Below are 18945 nucleotides of genomic sequence, written 5' to 3' on the forward strand. Positions count from 1 at the left end.
GGCGAACGGTATCAGTATTGTCGATGACGGCGGACGCCGACGACGGCGACCGCGCTCGACGAGTCGAAGCAGCGCGGGACGTGCGTCAGTTCGTCGTGGACTTGGACCGCTGTTCGTCGTCCGTCACCGGCACCTCCACGCCCTCGACGACCTCCGCGACCTCGGTCTCTTTCGGCGTGTCGATGTGCCAGCGGTCGATTTCGTCCTCGAAGTCCCGCAGCGTCTCCGACACCATCGACTTCAGTTCGTCGTCGTTGACGTTCACCTCGAAGACGAACCGCTCGTCGCCGGTGCCGCGACCGACCTGCTGGATGTTCGCGCTCACGAGTTCGTTGTCGAAGTAGTACGGTGCCAACTGGGTCATCACGTTGCGGTAGACCGTGTCCTCGACCTTCCGCAGCGCCTTCCGGCCGGCGGAGTCCGCCGCGCGGGCGACGTAGTTGATGGAGTCCTGCCACGACTCGACGGCCCCCTCGTTGTCGCCCTCCTCGACGCGCTCGTAGGACCGAGAGAGCTTCTCGCCCGCCGTCTTGAGGTCGTCGTTGGGCGTCTTGCCCGCCTTCTCGCCCTCGCCCTCGCCGACGCTGGCCTGCTGGGCCGTCTTCTCGTTGACGTCCTCGCCGAGGCGCTCGTGGGACTTCGGTCGCCACTCGTCCCAGTCGTCGAAGGCGGCGCCGTCGACGTCGGCGTCGCGGAGCGCTCGGGTGATTCGCTCCCCGTGTTCGACGACCTCGTCCCAGGTGCCGCGGCGCTTGAACCCGGAGATGCTCTCTTCCATTGTCGTTGACGGGTGTACGTGCCAGACGGTATAAATTCTACGAGGGGACAGGTTCGCACACCCATGAGAACGCCTAGCGGTCGCGGTAGACGAACCGCTCGGCGGCCGCGTCGAGGCGGGCCGACACCCGACCGAGCCACGCCGCCGGCGACGCGAGTCGGAGCGCCGACTCGTCGAGTTCGATTCGGTCGTCGCCGAGCGGGTCGCGGTCCTCGCTCGCGGTGGCGTCCACGACGGTGGTCATCGAACACCGACCGCAGGCCTCGCGGGACGAGTCTGCCATGCGCCGCGGTTCGGAACCTTCACGAATAAATCTTGGTTTTCGGACGGGTCGCGACGGGCTTATACGGTCGAACGTGTTGCTCCGTCTCATGGGATATCGCGTCGTGGACGCAACCGCCGTCGAACCCGCCGACGACCGCCCGTGCGAACTCCGCCGCATCGGCGGCGAGGGCGGCTTGGAGACCGTCGCGCTCAACCGCTTCCGGGCCGCCCCCGGCGAGCAGGTGCCGCTTTCGTACCACTACCACACCGAACAGGAAGAGGCGTTCTACGTCCTCTCGGGCACGCTGTTCGTCGAGACGCCCGACGAGACGTTCGAAGTCGGCGCTGACGGCCTGTTCGTCGCCGACCCCGAGAGCCCCCACCGGGCGTACAACCCCGAAGAAGCCGACGAGCCGGTCGAACTGCTCGCGCTCGGCTCGCCGGCCGTGTCGGGCGACGCGGTGGTCTACGACCCCGACGAGGAATGAAGCGCGCCGAGTCCGAGGACGCCGAGGGAGCCGGAACGTCGGGGGAGTCGACCGAGGCTAACGCGTCGGCTCCGGGTCCGGCCCTCGACCGCCCCGAGTGGGACGACGAGTACCTCGACCGGGTCGCCGAACGGCTCATGTACAACTACGACTTGGAGCGGGAGCACGCCGTCCGCGGCGAGCGGTTCGACCTGTTCGGCTCGATGCGCATGGAGAGCCAAAAGCAGTTCCTCCATCAGTCTATCAACTACGCCAACCACCACGCGATGGAGTACATGTTCGCGCGGCGGGTCGAGTCGGCGACGGTCGCCGAACTCGAACGGCTCGTCGAACTGGGCCACGCGCTCGCCGACGAGTGGATAGAACCCGACGAGGAACACTACGGGACGGACTTCACCTTCGTGGTCGTCGCCGACGCGGTGTCGGACGAGGTCCGGTCGTTCGTTTCCGACTTCGCGGACCGGACGCTCCTGAAGTTCGGCTACTACGGCCACTACGAGGTGAACCTCGCCGTCGTCGCGCCGACCGACGAGGACGCCGTCGCCAGCCGGAACGCCGACTCGGTCGCCGCGTTCACGCTCTGGAGCGACGGCTCGCCGGCCGTCTCCGGCGGACTGTTAGGTCGGCTCCTCGGGAAGTTGCGTCGATAAGAGAAAACGGAGTGGTCGCGCGGCCGGCGCGTCAGTCGTCGCTCGGCTGCGGACGACCGCCGCCACCGCCGCCCGAACTCCGGGCGTCTTTGATGTTGTCGTAGCCGATTTTCGCCAGCGACAGCGCGAGGTAGACGAGCACCAGCGCGAGGACGATTTGGACGGCCGCCGACACCATCGCGAAGGTGCCCGCCGAGGCCATCCACTCGGCGTTCAGGAACTTCGCGTAGAGGTTGTCGTGGAACGCGAGCCAGAGCAGACCCAGCGACGTGATCGTCGTCATGAGGGCCATCGGTAGCCCCGTGCTGAGGAGCTGCTTGGAGTCGTCCCAGTTAGCCAGCCAGACGGTCGCGGTCAGGAGCGCCAGCGCGGCGAGCAACTGGTTCGCGCCGCCGAACAGCTGCCAGAGCGTCAGCCACGAGCCGCTCGTGATGAGGATGTACGCCGGCAGCGACTGCACGAACGCGTTGCCGTAGCGGTTGGTCGCGAACTCCTCGACCGGCGTCTCGGGCGTCCCGACGATTTCCTCCATCATGTAGCGACCGAGACGCACGGCCGTGTCGGTCGACGTGAGCAGGAAGCTCACGAGCACGAGGGCCATGAACGGCCCGCCGAAGGAAGTCGGGATGCCGAAGCTCGACAGGATGACGCCGCCGCCCGCGGCGAACGTCGGCAGCGCGAGGCCGATGCCGCCGCCCACGTCGGGCGCGATGATGGCGACCGTCGCCAGCGCGACGGTGGCGAGGAGTCCCTCGCCGAGCATTCCGCCGTAGCCGATGACGCGCGCGTCGGACTCCTTGTTCAGCTGCTTCGAGGTCGTGCCCGACGAGACGAGCGAGTGGAACCCGCTGATGGTCCCGCAGGCGATAGTGATGAACAGGAGCGGGAACAGCGGCGCGCCGGAGCGGCCGATGAACCCGTAGTACGGTTCGAGGTTCGTCACGAGCGGCTGAGTCGGGTTCGTGAAGAACGTGCCCACGACGATGGCGACGAGCGCGCCGCCGACGCCCGCGTACAGCAGGAACGACGAGAGGTAGTCGCGCGGTTGCAGGAGCACCCAGACCGGGAGGGCGCTGGCGACCGCCCCGTAGACGAGGATGAGCGGCACCCACGCCGCGGTGTTCCCGTTGAACGAACTCGCACCGGGGAGCCACGCGCCGGAGCCGGAGAACAGGACGAACGTCTCGGCGGGCGCGCGGGCCGCGGGTTCGAACAGCGCAATCGGGTACTGAATCCCCGCGTAGACGCCGACGAACATCGCCACGACGAAGGCGAACGTCCCCAGCAGGAACGGGAGGTTCAGTTGGTAGAGGTAGATGCCGAACAGCACCGCGAGGACGATGTACACCAGACTCGCCGTGGCGGCCTCCGGATAGGCGTTGAACACGATGGCCACCACGAGGGCGAACACCGCGACGACGAGGACGATGGTGAGAAACGCGAACCACAACAGCATGTTCTTGCCGCGCTCGCCGACGTACTCGCCGATGATGTAGCCGATGGACTTCCCGTCGTGTCGCAGACTGCTCGACAGCGACACGAAGTCGTGAACGCTCCCGAGAAGCGGGTTGCCGATGGCGATCCACGCGAGCGCGGGGACCCAGCCCCACACCACGCCCGCCGTAATCGGACCGACAATCGGCGCGCCGCCTGCGATGCTCGAATAGTGATGCCCCAGTAACACCGGCTTTTTCGCCGGAACGTATTCTTGACCGTCTTCGTACTTGTGCGCTGGCGTCTCACGACTGTCGTCGAGTTCGACGAACTGCGCGAGATATCGGGAGTAACCGAGATACCCGACGGTAAACAACGCGAGTACCGTGACGACCAACCAAATGACTTGTACCATGGTACGCTGCCCCATTCGGTGACACGAAAATGCTCACCTTAACGTTAACGATAGATAGGAATGTATCGTGTTCGAACGACACGTTCAATCGGCGGAGTAGCCGAAAATTCTCACCGCGCGGTCGGTTTACCGGCTCACTGAACGTCGGGTGCGGTGTCGACGTCGAGTTCGGCGGCGACCTCGCCGAGGAAGTCGCCTTTGACCTCGGCGACCCGCGTCTCGACCGCGGCGACGAGCGGCGGTGAAAAATTCTCGCGGAGGTCGTCGAGGCGCGCTCGCTCTGTCTTGACTCGCTCGCGCAAGAACGTCGCGCCCCGCCCGGACTCCTCGGGGTCGGGTTCGGGCGTGAGGCGGTTGACCGCGAGGCCGCGCACGTCGAGGCCGTAGTCGTCGAGTTGGTCGATGGCGCGCTCGGTCTCCCGGAGCGAGAGTTCGTCGGGGTTCACGACGAGGAAGAACGCGGCGTCGTCCCGAAGCGTCTCCTTGGCGAACGAGAAGTCGTCGCGGCGCTGTTCGAGGCGGGCGATGATGGGGTCGCCGTCCATCATCCGCCGGGGTTCGTTGTTGCCGATGGCCGCGCGCTCGAACAGTTTGACCGACTCCTTTCGCTTGTGGAGGAGCCGCTGAATCCAGCCGTCGAGGTACTCCGGCAGCGAGAGCAGTCGGAGCGTCCCGCCGGTCGGCGAGGTGTCGAAGACGACCCGGTCGTAGTCGTCCGCGGAGCGCATCACGTCGATGAAGCGGTCGAACAGCGCCGACTCGTACGCGCCGGGCGTCTGGTGGGCCATCTCTATCTGCCGGTCGATTTCGTTGACCATCGCGGGGCTGACCTGGTCGCCCATCGCCCGCTTGGTCTCCATGAGGTGCTCGCGGACCTCGGTCTCGGGGTCGATTTCCATCGCGTCGAGGTTGGGCTCACCGGCGACGGCCGCGGGCTCGTCGGTGAACGACTGGTCGAACACGTCGCTCGTGCTGTGGGCCGGGTCGGTCGAGACGAGGAGCGTCCGGACGCCGTCGCGGGCGCACTTGACCGCGTAGGCGCTCGACATCGTCGTCTTGCCCACGCCGCCTTTGCCGCCGAAGAAGACGAATTTGCGCATGTTAGAAGTGGTACTGGTGACCCTTGCGTTCGAGGAGCGACCCGCGGTCCCACATCCGCCGCTCCCACGCCTCGAACTCGTCTTCGAGGTACGGAAGCAGCTCGGCGGTGTAGTACGAGATCGGCGAGGGGATGCCGAACGCGTCGGGGAAGCACGCGAGCATGAACGCGTCCTCGTCGTCCTCGGCCTGCTTTTCTATCTTCTCGTAGGCGGGGTGCGAAATCATCCCGTGGTAGAGGCCGCGGAGCCACTCTTCGACGAGTTCGCGAAAGGATTCGATGCGCGCGGCGAGCGTCATCAGTTTACACACTCACCCGCTTTCGGACAAAAGGGTATCGTTCACGAACGTCCGCATGGGTTACCTGCGCTTTCATATGTGCGGCCCCGGTAGGCCCGCCCATGAACGCGGGGGAGACGATTCCGGTGACGGTGCTCGGCGGGAGCCTCGGGGCGGGCAAGACGACGCTTCTCAACCACCTGTTGACACACGCCGGCGACCGGGACATCGCCGTGCTCGTCAACGACATGGGTTCCGTGAACGTCGACGCCGAACTCGTCGCCGAGGAGTCCGACCTCGCGGTCGGCGACGGCGTGACCGAACTCTCGAACGGCTGTATCTGCTGCGAGCTACAGGACGACCTCGAAACCGCGGTCGTCCGCCTCGCGCGCGAGCGGTCGTTCGACCACCTCGTCGTCGAGGCCTCGGGCGTCTCGGAGCCCGGCCCGGTCGCCCGGCTGTTCGTCGCCTCGCGGGCGGCCGCCCGCTACGACGTGGCCGGCCTCGCGACGGTCGTCGACGCCAGACTCTTCGCGGACACCTTCGGCGACGGCGACCCCGACCGGACCGTGGCCGAGGAGGGAGACGGCTCGGTGCGCCCCCTCTCGGACCTCCTCGTCGAGCAGGTCGAGAGCGCCGACCTCGTCGTCCTCAACAAGCGCGACCTCGTCTCCGACGCGGAACTCGCCGCGGTCCGCGACGCGGTCGAGGCGCTCCGTCCCGGCGCGACCGTGGTGGAGACGACCCGCGGCGACGTGGACGCGGACCTGCTCCTCTCTGACCTCCACGACCCCGACGCGCCCGTCGGCTGGCGGGCGGCGTTGGAAAATGATACGGGAGGAGACGAGAGCGACCGAGACGGCCACGGCGGCCACGGCGACCACGACCACAGCGACCACAGCGACCACGACCACGGCGGCTACGGCGACCACGACCACGACGACACCACACACGCGGAAGCGACCTACGGCGTCACCTCGTTCGTCTACCGCCGCCGGGCGCCGCTCGACCCCGAGGGTGCGGCCGCTGTCCTCGGTGACCTCCCCGACTCGGTCGTCCGGGCGAAAGGCTCGCTGTGGGTCGCCGGGGCCGAGGACGTACACTTCACCTACAGTCAGGCCGGCCCGTCGGCGTACGTCGCCGCCGCCGGCCCGTGGGTCGCCTCGCGCCCCGAGTTCGAACAGGACACCTACCGCCGCAATCACCCCGAACTCGACTGGCACGACGACCACGGCGACAGGCGGACCGAACTGGTGTTCATCGGCCGCGGGATGGACGAAGACGCGCTCGCGGCCGCGCTCGACGCCCACCTGCTCGACCCCGGCGCGTCCGCGGACGCCGGCGACTTCCCGACCGACCCCGGCGAGGAAGTCGCGCTCGCGGAGCCGACCCGGGAGCGCGAGTCGGTGCCGACCACGGGCGCGGCCTCGGAGGGCGGGCGATGAGCGGCGAAGCCGAAGGGGCCGGGAGCGACGACGAGGGGCGCGGAGCCGACGAGATAGAGTGGGGCGAGGGCGACCCGCGGGTGCTGTTCGTCATGAACCTCGTCCTCTCGACGGCGTTCGCGGCGGTCGTCGTCTACGGCCTGTCGTACCTCGACCTCGCGGCCTTCTCGGTCGTCAACGTCGCGTCCGCGGCGCTCGTGCTCACGGCCGTCACGTACCTCGTGACGAACTGAAACCGCGGGATGCGCCGCCGAACCATTCTACGCGTGAACTACCCGCAGGGCACCGCTGGCGGCCGATAGCCGCATTTATGTCCTTCGGGAAACCGCCTTCTCAGTAAGATGCCCATCGAAGACCGAGACGACGCGTACCTCATCACGCACGCGCTGGCGAAGGACACGCTCTCGCGCCTCCGGGACGTGGAGACGACGCAGGTCGCCTTCCGGAAAGGCCTCGTCAAACTCGGCCGCATCTGTGGCTACGAGATAATCGACGGCGCGATGGAGACCGAGTACGTCACCATCCAGACCCCGCTGGCCGAGACGACCGGCGAGCACGTGAAAGGGCTCGACAACGTCGTCATCATCAACGTGCTCCGCGCCGCGACGCCGTTCGTGGAGGGACTGCTCAAGGCGTTCCCGCGGGCGAAGCAGGGAGTCATCTCCGCCGGCCGCGACGAGGAGGCGGGGATGGACGACGACGGCGGCTTCCCCATCACCATCGACTACGTGAAGCTCCCCGAAATCACGGAGAAAGACACGGTCATCGTGGCCGACCCGATGCTCGCGACCGGTTCGACGATGTGCTCGGTCCTCGACCACATCCTCGAGAACGCGGGCGTCGACCCCGAGAAGCTGTTCGTCCTCTCTGCCGTCTCCGCGCCCGACGGTCTGCTCCGCGTCGACAGCGAGTTCCCCGAGGTCGACCTGCTGACGGTCTCCATCGACGACTACCTCGACGACGACGGCTACATCGTCCCCGGGCTGGGCGACGCCGGCGACCGGGCGTTCCGCACGACGTAGCTCGGTCTCCTCGCACCGCGGCTCGCGGGCGGGACGTCCCGGCCGCCGACCCGAATTCGGGTAACGACTAAGTTACCGCCCGCGCACCTCCGACGCATGGACGAACCTCGCGCCACCGGAGGAACCCGACGATGAGCGACCCGTGCGACGGCTGCGGGCGGGCGGTCGAAGACGCCCTCGCCCGCGCGGTCCAGTTGCAGGTCGACGGCTCGACCGTGGACGACCAGCGACTCTGTCCGACCTGTTTCGCCGACTGGATAACCCGGTACGAAGAACAGATGTCGCCCAAGCAGTCGTCGGACGACTCGACGGACTCCGAGATAATCGTCGACTGACGACCGCGGGCGCGAGCGCACTCCCCTGAACGCCGTCCGAACCCCCTCTTTTCGGGTCGAAAGTCGCCCGCCGGCGGCCGACTGTAGTTCGAGTCGAACGTCCCGAACCGTACCCCCGTAGACTACTGTGAGAGACGTTTGCACGGGGTGCATCGGGGTCGGCACCCAACTCGCCGAACCCCTTCGTTTCGGGTCGAAGTCCGCCGCGAACTCCGGAGTCGGACGGAACAGAGAAACGAGAAACCGACAGCGGTGGGCACGCGGGTCGAAGTGAAATCAGAACCGCGGAGGATTGTATTTCTCTCCAGAAGGGCGGGTTCAGGTATGTGTATCGTTGGCGAATTAATATTCTAACATTGATAAGAATTTACTACAATTAGTGTGTAAATAGAGATATGTTGGCCGTTGACATGAACAGCCATAAATACGTATCGTGACGAATAGTGATGTATGACTCGGAAGCTTGACCGCCGACAGTTTATCGCTGCGACAGGTGCCGTCGGTCTGGCCGGCCTCGCCGGCTGTTCCGGTGGCGGCGGCGAAGAGACGACGACGACGACCGAATCCGGTGGCGAAGATACCACCACCGCCGAGGAGACGACGACCGAATCCGGCGGTAACGGCGGCACCGAGAGCCGACTCTCGTGGCACGCCGGCGGGACGGGCGGCACGTACTACCCCCTCTCGAACGAGTTCAAGTCCGTCATCGAGGGACAGACCGACTTCACGATTCAGGTGCAGTCCACCGGCGCGTCCGTCGAGAACGTCGGCAGCCTCGCCCGCGGCGACGCGGACTTCGCGCTGATTCAGAACGACGTCGCCTACTTCGCCCGCAACGGCGAGGGCATCGAGGCGTTCCAGGGTAGCCCCGTCGAGAACCTCCGCGGCGTCGCCACGCTCTACCCCGAGACGATTCACGTCGTCACGCTCGCCGACACGGGCATCGAGACGCCGTCCGACCTCTCCGGTGCGACCATCAACACCGGCGACCTCGGCTCCGGGACGCAGGTCAACGCGACCCAGATTCTCGAAGCCCTCGGCATCTCGGACTACAGCGAGCAGAACACCGGCTTCTCGCAGGCCTCCGACCAGCTGAAGAACGGCGACATCGACGCCGCGTTCGTCGTCGGCGGCTGGCCGGTCGGCGCTATCGAGGAACTCGCCGCGACCGAGGACGTGCGCATCGTCCCCATCGAGGGCGAGAACCGCACGGCCGTCAAGGACGCCGCGCCGTTCTACGCCGACGACGAGGTTCCGTCGGGCACCTACGGACTGGAGAACCCCGCTCCGACCGTCTCCGTTCAGGCGATGATTGCGACCAACGCCGAACAGCCCGAATCGACCGTCGAATCGGTCACCAGCGCCATCTTCGAGAACGTCGACGAACTCACCATCAAGACGGACTTCATCTCCAAGGAGAGCGCGCAGGACGGCATGTCCATCGAGCTCCACCCCGGCGCGCAGGCCTACTTCGGCTGAGCCCGGGCGCTTCGCTTCGCTTTCGAACAGCGGTTTCCTACCCATCTTTCGATGCTTGATTCGACTCCCACACGTCTCCTCGTCGTAGTCGCGGTGCTGGCGGTCGCCGTCGGCGGGAGCGCCGCCGTTCCGGCCGGACAGGTGCTCGTCGTCGAAGACGCCGAGACCGGCGAGCGACTACAGACGATGCCGGTCGAAGAGAACACGACCGTCGCGCTCGAATACACCCACAGCGTCGAGAAGACGCGCGTCCTCGACGCCTACGCGGTTCAGGACGGCGAACTCGTCATGACCAAGATGGAGTTCAAGTCCTACGGCGCGGGGCTGCCCGCTCGGGCGAACGTGACGACCGAAAACGGCTCGTTCGTCTTCGACCCCGAGGGGAGCTACGAGGACCTGTACGTCAAGCCCGGCCGCATCGCCGGCCACAAGCTACACGTCGGTGACCGGACCTACGACCTCGTGGCGCTCTCCGACGCGCGCTCGGTCCGCCTGTACGTCACGCACCGCTCCGTCCTCGACGCCGCCCTCCACTGACCAACGATGAACCGAACACACGACGAGGGTCGACCCGACGACCCCGACGACGAAGACGCCTCCCGGTCCGTCCCGGAGACCGACGCGCTGGCGGCCGACCCGCCGATTCGAACCGACGGCGGCGAGTCGCCCGCAGACGACGACCGCGAGGCAGCGAGTACCGACGAAGAACTATCCGAAGAAGAGGCACAGGAGATGCTGGAGGGCATCGACCGGAAGCGGACGCTCTCGGGGTGGGCGGCGATTCTCACGTCGCTCGTCGCCATCTCCTTTTCCGTCTTCCAGTCGTGGCTGGCCGCCCGCGGCTTCGAGTTCGCCGCGACGATACCGCTCGTCGGCGAGGTGTCGCTCGGTTCGCTCCAACTCCTGCAGGTGAACTCGATTCACGTCGCCTTCGCGCTCGTGCTGGCGTTCGTCCTCTTCCCGGCGACGACCGGCCACGGTCGGTTCGCCGCGGCACTCAGTCGCGTCGTTCCGACCCTCGCGTCGAACCTCGGTGAGGACCACCCGGTCACCCGCGGTGCCGCGGGAATCCGCCGGTTCGTCCGATGGCTCGCGATCGACCCGGAGCGCGAGCGCGTGACGCCGCTCGACCTGCTGTTTATCGTGTTCGCCGTCGCCACGGCGGCCTACATGGTGTTCGAGTGGTCCGAGATTCAGCGGCTCCGCGTGTTCGGCCTCGAAGCCGGCCGGACGGTCGCCGAGTACCTCGGCGCGCCGTTCGTCTCGCTGTCCGAGACGCTCGGCCCGCTCGGCTTCCTCGCCGACGCGGTCGTCGCGGCCATCGGCGTCCTCCCCTTCGCGGACGTGTCCTACCCGTTCTTCCTCGGCGCGGTCGGCGTCCTCCTCGTCCTGGAGGCGACCCGCCGCTCGCTCGGGTTCTACCTGATGGTCATCGTCGCCTCGTTCATCGTCTACGCGAGGTTCGGCTACCTCATCTCGCCGTCGATGCCGCTGGTCGGCGTCCTCTCCATCCCCGAGGGGTCGTGGGCGAACATCATCCAGAACCTCTGGTACAACACCGAAAACGGCGTCTTCGGCATCCCGGTCACCGTCTCCGTGCAGTTCATCTACATCTTCATCCTGTTCGGGGCGTTCCTGGAGATGTCGGGGGCCGGCCAGTGGTTCATCGACCTCGCGTACGCCGCGACCGGGACCCGCAAGGGCGGCCCGGCGAAGGCGTCCATCCTCGCGTCCGGCTTCATGGGGACCATTTCGGGCTCTTCCATCGCCAACACGGTGACGACCGGCGCGTTCACCATCCCGCTGATGAAGCGCTCCGGCTACCGCTCCGAGTTCGCCGGGGCCGTCGAGGCCTCCGCGTCCTCCGGCGGGCAGATTCTCCCGCCGGTGATGGGCGCGGCGGCCTTCCTCATGATCGAGTTCATCGGCGTCCCCTTCTCCGACATCATCATCGCGGCGGCCATCCCCGCCGTGGTGTTCTTCTTCGGCGTGTGGGTGATGGTCCACCTCGAAGCGACGCGGGCCGGCATCGGTGGCCTCGACCGCTCCGAGGTCGTCGACCTCGGAAAGCACCTCGTCCGCGGGTGGTTCTACCTCATCCCGCTCGTGTTGCTCATGTACTACCTGCTGGTCGAGCGCCTGACGGTCGCGCGCTCGGCGTGGTTCACGCTCATCGCCATCATGGCGCTCCTGTCCGTCGTCGCGGCGTACAGCGAGCGGACCCGCGTGCCCCTCTTGGGCGCTATCGCGGCGGCGTTCGTCGCGCAACTCGGGTCGTACGTCACCACCGGCGTCGGCGTCATCGACGCGGTCACGGGCGGAAGCGGCGAGCCGCTCGGCGCGACCGCCGCGCTCTTCGCCGCCGCGGGCGACCTCGGCGTCATCGCCATCTTCGTCAGCCTCGTCGTGATGCTCGTCCGACCGGCGCTCGACTCGCCGCTGTTGGAGTTCGACGACGCGGTCGACGAGGCGGCCGACAACGTCGCCAACGCCGTCTCGCGGCCGTCGCTGTCCGACCTGAACGTCTTCCGCTACGTGACGTTCATCGGGAAGTCGATGGACTCCGGCGCGCGCACCTCGACCGAGGTCGTCGTCGCCGTCGCCGCCGCGGGCATCATCCCCGGCGTCGTCAGCGCGACCGGCCTCGGCCCGAACCTGACCGCGCTCATCAAGGCGGTCGCCGGCGGCTCTATCGTCCTCCTGTTGCTTTTCACCGCCATCGCCTCCATCATCCTCGGCATGGGCATGCCGACGACGGTGACGTACATCATCCTCGTCTCGCTGCTCGGGCCGGCTATCGCGCAGTCCTCCGACATCCCGCTGCTCGCGGCCCACCTGTTCATCCTCTACTTCGGGGTGATAGCGGACATCACACCGCCGGTGGCGGTCGCGGCGTACGCCGCCTCGGGCATCGCCCGGTCCAATCCGTTCCGGACCGGGACGAAGGCGTTCTCGCTGTCGCTCAACAAGGCCATCGTACCGTTCGCCTTCGCCCTCACCCCGGGCATCCTGCTCCTCCGCGGACGGGGCGAGTCCGCGGCGGTCATCACGTTCGCCGACGTGGCCGAGGTCGGCTACTTCGTTCCCGAGGTGGTCATCCCGGTCGCGGGCGTCTTCATCGGGGTCATCGGACTCGGCGCGACCGTCATCGGCTACCTCTACGGCCGCGTATCGCAGACCGAACGGGCCCTGTTCGCCCTCTCGGCGTTCCTGCTCATGGCCCCGATGCTCCTGTTGAACGCCGCGTTCGACCTCGGGAGCTTCCTCGGACTCGTCGGGACCGTCCCGGACACGGTCGCCGTCGACCTCGCCATGCGCGCGGTCGGTGGGGTGCTGTTCGGCGCGCTCGCCGTGAAGAACCGCCGCGAGACGCGCGAGCGGGCCGCACCGACGCCGCCGGAACAGGTAGAACCGACCAACTGAACCGAAAAGAAGCCCGCGACCGCGCTACTCGATGTCCGCGCGGCCGCTGGTCGCGCTTCTGATGCGGTCGCGGAGGTCCGCCCCGTCCTCGACGGGAACGCGGACCTCGAACGACACGTCGGCCTCGTAGGCGGCTTCGAACTCGACGCCCGCGCTCTCTAGGAGCCCGCGGACGCTCCCCGAATCGTCGTACTCGACGGTCGCGGTGAACCGCTCGTGGGGAATCTCCTCGACGACGCCCGCCGCGTCGAGCGCCTCCTTGACGGCCCGGGAGTACGCGCGGGCGAGGCCGCCGACGCCGAGGTTGGTGCCGCCGTAGTAGCGCGTCACGACGGCGGCGACGTTGCGCACGTCCTGCTGGACGAGAACGTTGAGCGCCGGTTTTCCCGACGAGCCGCTCGGCTCGCCGTCGTCGCTCTGGTACTCGCGGAGCATGACGTTCCCCCCGCCGGGAACCGACGACGAGGCCGACCCGGCGGGCACCCGGTAGGCGGGGACGTTGTGGGTGGCGTCGGGGTGGCGCTCCTCGATTTCGGCGACGAACGCCTCCGCCTCCTCGACCGTCTCCGCGGGGGAGACGTAGCCGATGAACTCCGAGCCGTTGACCTCGAAGCGGGCGTCGGCCCGGCCGGCGACGGTTCGATAGGCGTCGGTCATGCCACCGAGTTGGCGTCGCGGCGTGGAAAAGCGTTCGCACCGGGGCGTCGTCGGCCCGGCCCGGACGGCATGGGGTCGGCGAGGGCCGGCCGAGGGCGACGGGTGTTCGGGCGGGAGACGACGCGCGACTGCTACTGTCCGCAGGCGTCCGCGTACGACGTACACCCGTTTTGGATGCAGACGCCGCAGAGGTGGCGCGTCTCGGAAATCGGCTCACCACAGCACATGCAACTGCGCATGGACACCATGCGAACAGCTACCACGTGAAGTTACAAGAATCTTATTGCTGCGTTGACAGAACATTCGCGAGCCGACGGGGCGGCTCAGGCGATGATGATGCGGCGGACGAATTCGAGGTTCGACAGGTCGTTGAGCAGGTCGCCGGGAATCGGCTCGTCGGTGATGATGTAGAGCTTCGGGTCGTCGGTGAACTCGGGGTCCTCGCTTATCGTCTGGCGAATCGAGATGCCCGCGTCGGCGAGCTTCGAGGTGACGGTGGCGACGATGCCGGGCTCGTCGGCGTCGGCCACCTCGACGGTGAGCACGGAGAGGTTGAGCACCGGCGCGAGGTCCATCAGACTCGGAATCGACGAGATGTTCTGGAAGATTCGCCGAAGCTCCTCGTCGGCGAGGATGGCGTCGGTGGTCGAGTCGACGACTCGCCTGTCCACGTCGGCCTCGCGGGCGATGCCGGTGTTCGGTATCTCGATGCCGCCCGAAACGACCCGTCCCTGGTCGTTGACGGAAAAGCCCCGCTCCAAGAGGAGCCGGATGACGGCCTGCTGGCTCGGGCTGCCCTCGAACTTCTCCATAATCTCGTCGAACATTCGTTGGTCGGGGGATTTGCGGGCGGGTGCATTAAGTGGTACGTCGCCGACGGCGGCTGACTGGAGGCGTCGCGCGGGCGTCGGGTGGACGACGCCGCGGGCAGGCGACCGACGCCGCGGCCGGGGAGTGGGTTTAACCGTCGGCGCGGATACCCGTCGTGCATGCGCGAGCTACGCACCTGTGATTTCTGTGGGACCGACGCCGTCGGCGTGTTCGAGGTACTGCCGCCGGAGTTGACGCCGGCCGACGACCAGCGCCGCGTCGTCCTCTGCGAACACTGCGAGGAGACGCTGAGCGAGGTCATCGCGCCGCTTCTCTCCCGACTCGGCGTCGACGCCGGCGTCGACGTACCCGACGACGCGCGGGCCGAGACGGGCGCGTCCGCGGCACCGGAGCGGACCGCGAGCGGGTCGGGCGGCGAGGCCGCCTCGGTCGACGTGAACGCGGTCGACCCCGCGCCGACGCCGCCGGAGCCGGCCGATCACGACTCGACCGACGAGGCCGACGACCACGGGGTCTCGGGAGACGACGCGGACGACGACGGCGACACCGAAACCGAGACCGAAACCGAGGAGTCCGACGGTGCCGCCCGGGAGACCGACGAGACCGCCGACGAAGCCGAAGCGACCGACGGGGAGGCCGAGTCGGACGCCGACGATGAGACTGAAACCAGCGGCGGGTCGCCCGACCGGAGCGAGGAGCCGCCGAAGTTCCGAAAGGTCATTCGCATCCTCCAGAACCGCGAGTTCCCCGTCGAGCGGGCGGAAGTCGAGGCGCTGGCGTCCGGCGCGTACGACCTCGAGGACGACGAGGTCGCCGATATCTTCGACTACGCGGTCGAACGCGGTCTGCTCGTCGACGACTCGGGGACGCTCCGGCGACCCTGAGAGTCGAGTGCGGGAGGTCGGGGAGAACGGGGCGGACTGGCGACTACAGTTTTCCTTTGGTACTCGGCGTGTCGGAGCGCCGCGGGTCCACGCGGGTCGCGTCGTCGAGCGAGCGCGCGAGCGCCTTGAACAGCGCCTCGACCTCGTGGTGGGCGTTGTCGCCCTCGACGCCCGCGTGGAGCGTGAGTCCGGCGTTCATCGACAGCGACATCGCGAAGTGTTCGGCCATGTGGCTGGTGAACTCGCCGACGTAGGGCTGTGAGAACTCCCCGGAGAACTCGAAGAAGGGGCGGCCCGACACGTCCACGACGACGGAGGCGACGGCCTCGTCGAGCGGGACCTTGCGGTCGGCGTAGCGGACGATGCCGCGCTTGTCGCCGAGCGCCTCGGTGAACGCCTCGCCGAGGACGATGGCCACGTCCTCGACGGTGTGGTGGTCGTCGATGTGGAGGTCGCCGTCGCACTGGACGGTCAGGTCGAACAGGCCGTGTTTGGCGAAGGCCTCCAGCATGTGGTCGAAGAACCCGATACCGGTGTCGACGACCGCGTCGCCGTCGCCGTCGATGGACAGCGTCACGTCGATGGTCGTCTCGGACGTCTCGCGGGAGACGGCCGCGCGTCGGTCGGCGTCGCTCATGTCGCGTTCGAAGCGGGCCGCGCATATAGGGATTCTCGTCGTGCGGAGGCGACCGCAGCCCGCCGCAGCGTCAGACGCGCGTCTGACGGACGTTCATGGTTTCGGACGTGTACCGTGGGGTATGCAGCGAAAGGGAGCGCTGGTGGTGGGCTACACCATCTGCGTCGGGGGACTCCTGCTCACCGCCCGGTCCGGGGTGGCTGTCGCGCTCGGCGTCGCACTGGTGACGCTCGCGGTCGGCGCGGCGGTACTCGGCGGAGGCGTCCTGAGTGGGCGATAACCGACCGATGCGACTGGAATCGAGTCGTCCGGAGGCGAGCGACTGATGCGGCGCGGAGCGACCGCCAGCCCGAAACGCGACGTGGTGACTGTCAGTATGCTCGTCCTCTCGGGGCCGTTCCTCGCGACCTCGCGTCCCGAGACCGCGATTATCGGCGCGCTGTTCGTCGCCGTCGGCGTCTACGGGACCGTCGAGAGCCTCGCCGCGGCCGTTATCGCGTATCTGGACGGATAGCGCCTCGGTGCGGCGCGTCTCGTCGGCGACTACGCCTCCATCGCCTCTTCGAGCGTGAACCGCCCCTCGTAGAGCGCGGTGCCGACGACGGTCGCCGCCGCGCCCGCCTCGCGGAGCGCGCGGACGTCGTCGAGCGAGGCGACGCCGCCGGAGGCGACGACGGGGATGTCGACCGCGTCGACGACCGCCGAGGTCGTCTCGAGGTGGACGCCTTCGAGCTGTCCCTCGACGTCCACGTCGGTGAAGAGGATGGCCGCCGCGCCGAGTTCCTCGTACCGGGCGGCCGCCTCGGCGGGGTCCAGGCCGGTTCCCTCGGTCCAGCCGGAGACGACGACCTCGCCGTCTTTCGCGTCGAGGCTGACCATCACGCCGTCGGGGTAGTCGTCGGCGAGTTCGGCGACGATGTCGGGGTTCTCGACGGCCGCGGTGCCGAGGATGACGCGGTCGACGCCGCGGTCCAGCAGGTCGCGGGCGTCGTCGGCGGTGCGGATGCCGCCGCCGAGTTGGAGCGGCACGTCGACCGCGTCGAGGACGGCGTCGACCGCCGGGGCGTTCTTCCGCTCGCCCTCGAACGCGCCGTCGAGGTCGACGAGGTGGAGCGTCTCCGCGCCGGCGTCGACCCAGCGGCGGGCGGCCTCGACCGGGTCGCCGTAGGTCTTCTCGGTGCCGCGTTCGCCCTGTACGAGCTGGACGACCTCGCCGTCTTGCATGTCGACCGCGGGGACGACTTCGAACTCCGGGAACATACGCCACCGTGGGCGAGCGACGTGCGTAAACGCACCGGATACGGCGACCGAGATACCGAATACGACGACCCGGGTGCGACACCCCGAAGTGGGCGACGCGAATCGGGCGACGAACGGACCGAGCGAGCCACCAGTTCGGAACGGCTTTGTCGCGCCGGGGTGCACACACACTCAATGAAACTCTTCGGTTCCAGCGGCACCCGCGGCGTGGTGGGTGAGAGCCTCACACCGGAGTTCGTCCTCCGCGTCGCCAAGGCCGCCGGCACGGTCTGGAACGCAGACCGGGTCGCCATCGCACGCGACACCCGAACGACGGGTGAGATGTTCGTCAACGCCGCCGAGTCCGGGCTGGCGAGCGTCGGCGTCGACGTGGACGACCTCGGCGTCGTCCCCACCCCCGCCGCGGTCCGGTACTGCGAGAACCAGGGCGTTCCGGGCGTCGTCATCACGGCCTCGCACAACCCCCCGGAGTTCAACGGCGTCAAACTCGTCGGCGACGACGGCGTCGAACTCGCCGTCGAGGAGTTAGAGCGCATCGAAGACCACATCCTCGCCGAGGAGTTCGACGTGGCCGAGTGGGACGCCGTCGGGAAGACCCGGCGCGTCGAGACGGCGAACGACGACTACCGCGAGGACCTCCTCGCCAGCGTCGACCGCGAGAAAATCGCCGACGCGAACCTCACGGTCGCGCTCGATCCCGGCCACGGCGCCGGGTCGCTCGTCACGCCCGACTTCCTCCGCGAACTCGGCTGCGAGGTCCGCACGGTCAACGCCCAGCCAGACGGCCACTTCCCCGGCCGCCAGTCCGAGCCGGTCCCCGAGAACCTCAGCGACCTCGAACGACTCGTCCGCGCGACCGACGCCGACGTGGGAATCGCCCACGACGGCGACGCCGACCGGGCCGTCTTCGTGAACGAGCGCGGCGAGTGCATCTCCGGTGAGGCGTCGCTGGCCGCCCTCGCGGCCGCCGCCCTCGAACCGGGCGACGCGACCGTCTCCGCGGTGAACGTCTCCCAGCGCCTCGTCGACGTCTGCGAGGAGGTCGGAGCCGACCTCGAACTCACGCCCATCGGCGCGACGAACCTCATCACCCGCATCCGCGAACTCTGGCGCGAGGGTCGGAACGTCCCCATCGCGGGCGAGGGTAACGGGGGAGTGTTCTACCCCAACTACCGCCTCGTCCGCGACGGCGCGTACATCGCGGCGAAGTTCCTCGAACTCGTCGCCGAGCGCCCGCCGAGCGAACTCGTCGCGCCCTACGAGGACTACTACAACGTCCGCATCAACCTCGAATACGACGAGGAAGCCGAGTTGACGGCGATGCTCAACGCCGCCGCCGACTACGCGGAATCCGCCGACGCGACGCCGAACACGACCGACGGCTACCGCCTCGACTACGGCGACGCGTGGGTGCTCGTCCGCCCCTCGGGAACCGAGCCGAAAGTCCGCGTCTACGCCGAGGGTCGCTCCGAGGAACGCGCGACCGAACTCGCCGAGGACGCCGCCGACGCGCTTCGAACCGCGGTTGCGACGCTGTAACTCGGCGATAGCACCGGGGAGAAGGAG

22 protein-coding genes are annotated in these 18945 nt (G+C 68.0%); 13 read left to right on the top strand and 9 right to left on the bottom strand.

Features of this window, described 5'->3' with window-relative positions:
• Positions 1 to 85: 85 nt before the first annotated feature.
• The gene (locus C5C07_RS00155; protein WP_004974159.1) at positions 86 to 778 is read right to left on the bottom strand and encodes a DUF5828 family protein; all 693 of its coding nucleotides are present in this window, start codon (positions 776 to 778) and stop codon (positions 86 to 88) included.
• 73 nt (positions 779 to 851) lie between these two features.
• Positions 852 to 1061, bottom strand: coding sequence for a hypothetical protein (locus C5C07_RS00160; protein WP_004974158.1), 210 nt, complete (start codon positions 1059 to 1061; stop codon positions 852 to 854).
• An 88-nt stretch (positions 1062 to 1149) separates the two neighbouring features.
• Here C5C07_RS00160 and C5C07_RS00165 point away from each other — a divergent pair, with 88 nt between their 5' ends.
• Complete coding sequence (locus tag C5C07_RS00165; RefSeq protein ID WP_004974156.1) at positions 1150 to 1530, top strand: cupin domain-containing protein; 381 nt, start codon at positions 1150 to 1152, stop codon at positions 1528 to 1530.
• Positions 1527 to 2180, top strand: a complete 654-nt coding sequence (locus C5C07_RS00170; RefSeq protein WP_115804342.1) for a hypothetical protein — start codon at positions 1527 to 1529, stop codon at positions 2178 to 2180. Before C5C07_RS00165 ends, C5C07_RS00170 begins: the two co-directional genes overlap by 4 nt.
• Positions 2181 to 2211: 31 nt before the next feature.
• Here the strand turns inward: C5C07_RS00170 and C5C07_RS00175 are convergent, their stop codons facing one another.
• From C5C07_RS00175 to C5C07_RS00185, 3 genes are all read right to left on the bottom strand, one after another.
• The gene (locus C5C07_RS00175) at positions 2212 to 4029 is read right to left on the bottom strand and encodes a carbon starvation protein A (protein ID WP_004974150.1); all 1818 of its coding nucleotides are present in this window, start codon (positions 4027 to 4029) and stop codon (positions 2212 to 2214) included.
• Between the two features lie 134 nt (positions 4030 to 4163).
• Entirely contained in the window at positions 4164 to 5129 is a 966-nt protein-coding gene (locus C5C07_RS00180; protein ID WP_004974149.1) for a TRC40/GET3/ArsA family transport-energizing ATPase, read from the bottom strand.
• Between the two features lies 1 nt (position 5130).
• Positions 5131 to 5427: a hypothetical protein gene (locus C5C07_RS00185; protein ID WP_004968702.1), complete on the bottom strand. Its 297-nt coding sequence runs from the start codon at positions 5425 to 5427 to the stop codon at positions 5131 to 5133.
• Between the two features lie 101 nt (positions 5428 to 5528).
• Between C5C07_RS00185 and C5C07_RS00190 the strand changes: the two genes are divergently transcribed.
• The 7 genes from C5C07_RS00190 to C5C07_RS00220 all read left to right on the top strand — a co-directional run bounded on the left by C5C07_RS00190 (position 5529) and on the right by C5C07_RS00220 (position 13110).
• A complete protein-coding gene (locus tag C5C07_RS00190) occupies positions 5529 to 6851 on the top strand; it encodes a GTP-binding protein (RefSeq protein WP_004974148.1) in 1323 nt (440 codons plus the stop codon).
• Positions 6848 to 7084, top strand: coding sequence for a hypothetical protein (locus C5C07_RS00195; RefSeq protein WP_004974147.1), 237 nt, complete (start codon positions 6848 to 6850; stop codon positions 7082 to 7084). The genes C5C07_RS00190 and C5C07_RS00195 overlap by 4 nt, the downstream gene beginning before the upstream one ends.
• 108 nt (positions 7085 to 7192) lie before the next feature.
• A complete protein-coding gene (gene upp, locus C5C07_RS00200) occupies positions 7193 to 7873 on the top strand; it encodes a uracil phosphoribosyltransferase (RefSeq protein WP_004974145.1) in 681 nt (226 codons plus the stop codon).
• A 131-nt stretch (positions 7874 to 8004) separates the two neighbouring features.
• Positions 8005 to 8208, top strand: a complete 204-nt coding sequence (locus C5C07_RS00205) for a hypothetical protein (RefSeq protein WP_004974143.1) — start codon at positions 8005 to 8007, stop codon at positions 8206 to 8208.
• A gap of 450 nt (positions 8209 to 8658) precedes the next feature.
• Positions 8659 to 9687: a TAXI family TRAP transporter solute-binding subunit gene (locus tag C5C07_RS00210; RefSeq protein ID WP_004974141.1), complete on the top strand. Its 1029-nt coding sequence runs from the start codon at positions 8659 to 8661 to the stop codon at positions 9685 to 9687.
• A 51-nt stretch (positions 9688 to 9738) separates the two neighbouring features.
• On the top strand, positions 9739 to 10224 hold the full coding sequence (locus tag C5C07_RS00215; RefSeq protein ID WP_049905033.1) for a DUF1850 domain-containing protein: 486 nt from the start codon (positions 9739 to 9741) through the stop codon (positions 10222 to 10224).
• A gap of 6 nt (positions 10225 to 10230) precedes the next feature.
• Positions 10231 to 13110 carry a TRAP transporter fused permease subunit gene (locus C5C07_RS00220; RefSeq protein WP_004974138.1) on the top strand — a complete coding sequence of 960 codons (2880 nt, stop codon included), beginning with the start codon at positions 10231 to 10233 and terminating at the stop codon, positions 13108 to 13110.
• A 24-nt stretch (positions 13111 to 13134) separates the two neighbouring features.
• Here the strand turns inward: C5C07_RS00220 and C5C07_RS00225 are convergent, their stop codons facing one another.
• Both C5C07_RS00225 and C5C07_RS00230 read right to left on the bottom strand, forming a co-directional pair.
• On the bottom strand, positions 13135 to 13767 hold the full coding sequence (locus C5C07_RS00225; protein ID WP_004974131.1) for a YigZ family protein: 633 nt from the start codon (positions 13765 to 13767) through the stop codon (positions 13135 to 13137).
• A 323-nt stretch (positions 13768 to 14090) separates the two neighbouring features.
• Positions 14091 to 14594 carry an ACT domain-containing protein gene (locus C5C07_RS00230; RefSeq protein ID WP_004974129.1) on the bottom strand — a complete coding sequence of 168 codons (504 nt, stop codon included), beginning with the start codon at positions 14592 to 14594 and terminating at the stop codon, positions 14091 to 14093.
• Between the two features lie 162 nt (positions 14595 to 14756).
• On the opposite strand from C5C07_RS00230, the gene C5C07_RS00235 reads away from it, so the two are divergent.
• Positions 14757 to 15482, top strand: coding sequence for a hypothetical protein (locus C5C07_RS00235; RefSeq protein WP_115804343.1), 726 nt, complete (start codon positions 14757 to 14759; stop codon positions 15480 to 15482).
• A gap of 43 nt (positions 15483 to 15525) precedes the next feature.
• On the opposite strand, the gene hisB is transcribed toward C5C07_RS00235, so the two are convergent.
• A complete protein-coding gene (gene hisB, locus C5C07_RS00240; RefSeq protein ID WP_004974124.1) occupies positions 15526 to 16119 on the bottom strand; it encodes an imidazoleglycerol-phosphate dehydratase HisB in 594 nt (197 codons plus the stop codon).
• 121 nt (positions 16120 to 16240) lie between these two features.
• Here hisB and C5C07_RS21840 point away from each other — a divergent pair, with 121 nt between their 5' ends.
• Both C5C07_RS21840 and C5C07_RS00250 read left to right on the top strand, forming a co-directional pair.
• A complete protein-coding gene (locus tag C5C07_RS21840) occupies positions 16241 to 16399 on the top strand; it encodes a hypothetical protein (protein ID WP_231608289.1) in 159 nt (52 codons plus the stop codon).
• 45 nt (positions 16400 to 16444) lie between these two features.
• Positions 16445 to 16633 carry a hypothetical protein gene (locus C5C07_RS00250; protein WP_115804344.1) on the top strand — a complete coding sequence of 63 codons (189 nt, stop codon included), beginning with the start codon at positions 16445 to 16447 and terminating at the stop codon, positions 16631 to 16633.
• A gap of 29 nt (positions 16634 to 16662) precedes the next feature.
• Here C5C07_RS00250 and hisA read toward each other — a convergent pair whose 3' ends face one another.
• Positions 16663 to 17379 carry a 1-(5-phosphoribosyl)-5-[(5-phosphoribosylamino)methylideneamino]imidazole-4-carboxamide isomerase gene (gene hisA / locus C5C07_RS00255; protein ID WP_008090905.1) on the bottom strand — a complete coding sequence of 239 codons (717 nt, stop codon included), beginning with the start codon at positions 17377 to 17379 and terminating at the stop codon, positions 16663 to 16665.
• A gap of 174 nt (positions 17380 to 17553) precedes the next feature.
• Between hisA and glmM the strand changes: the two genes are divergently transcribed.
• A complete protein-coding gene (gene glmM, locus C5C07_RS00260; RefSeq protein ID WP_004974119.1) occupies positions 17554 to 18918 on the top strand; it encodes a phosphoglucosamine mutase in 1365 nt (454 codons plus the stop codon).
• Positions 18919 to 18945: the final 27 nt, after the last annotated feature.

Source organism: Haloferax sp. Atlit-4N, assembly GCF_003383025.1.
Classification (GTDB): Archaea; Halobacteriota; Halobacteria; order Halobacteriales; family Haloferacaceae; genus Haloferax; species Haloferax gibbonsii.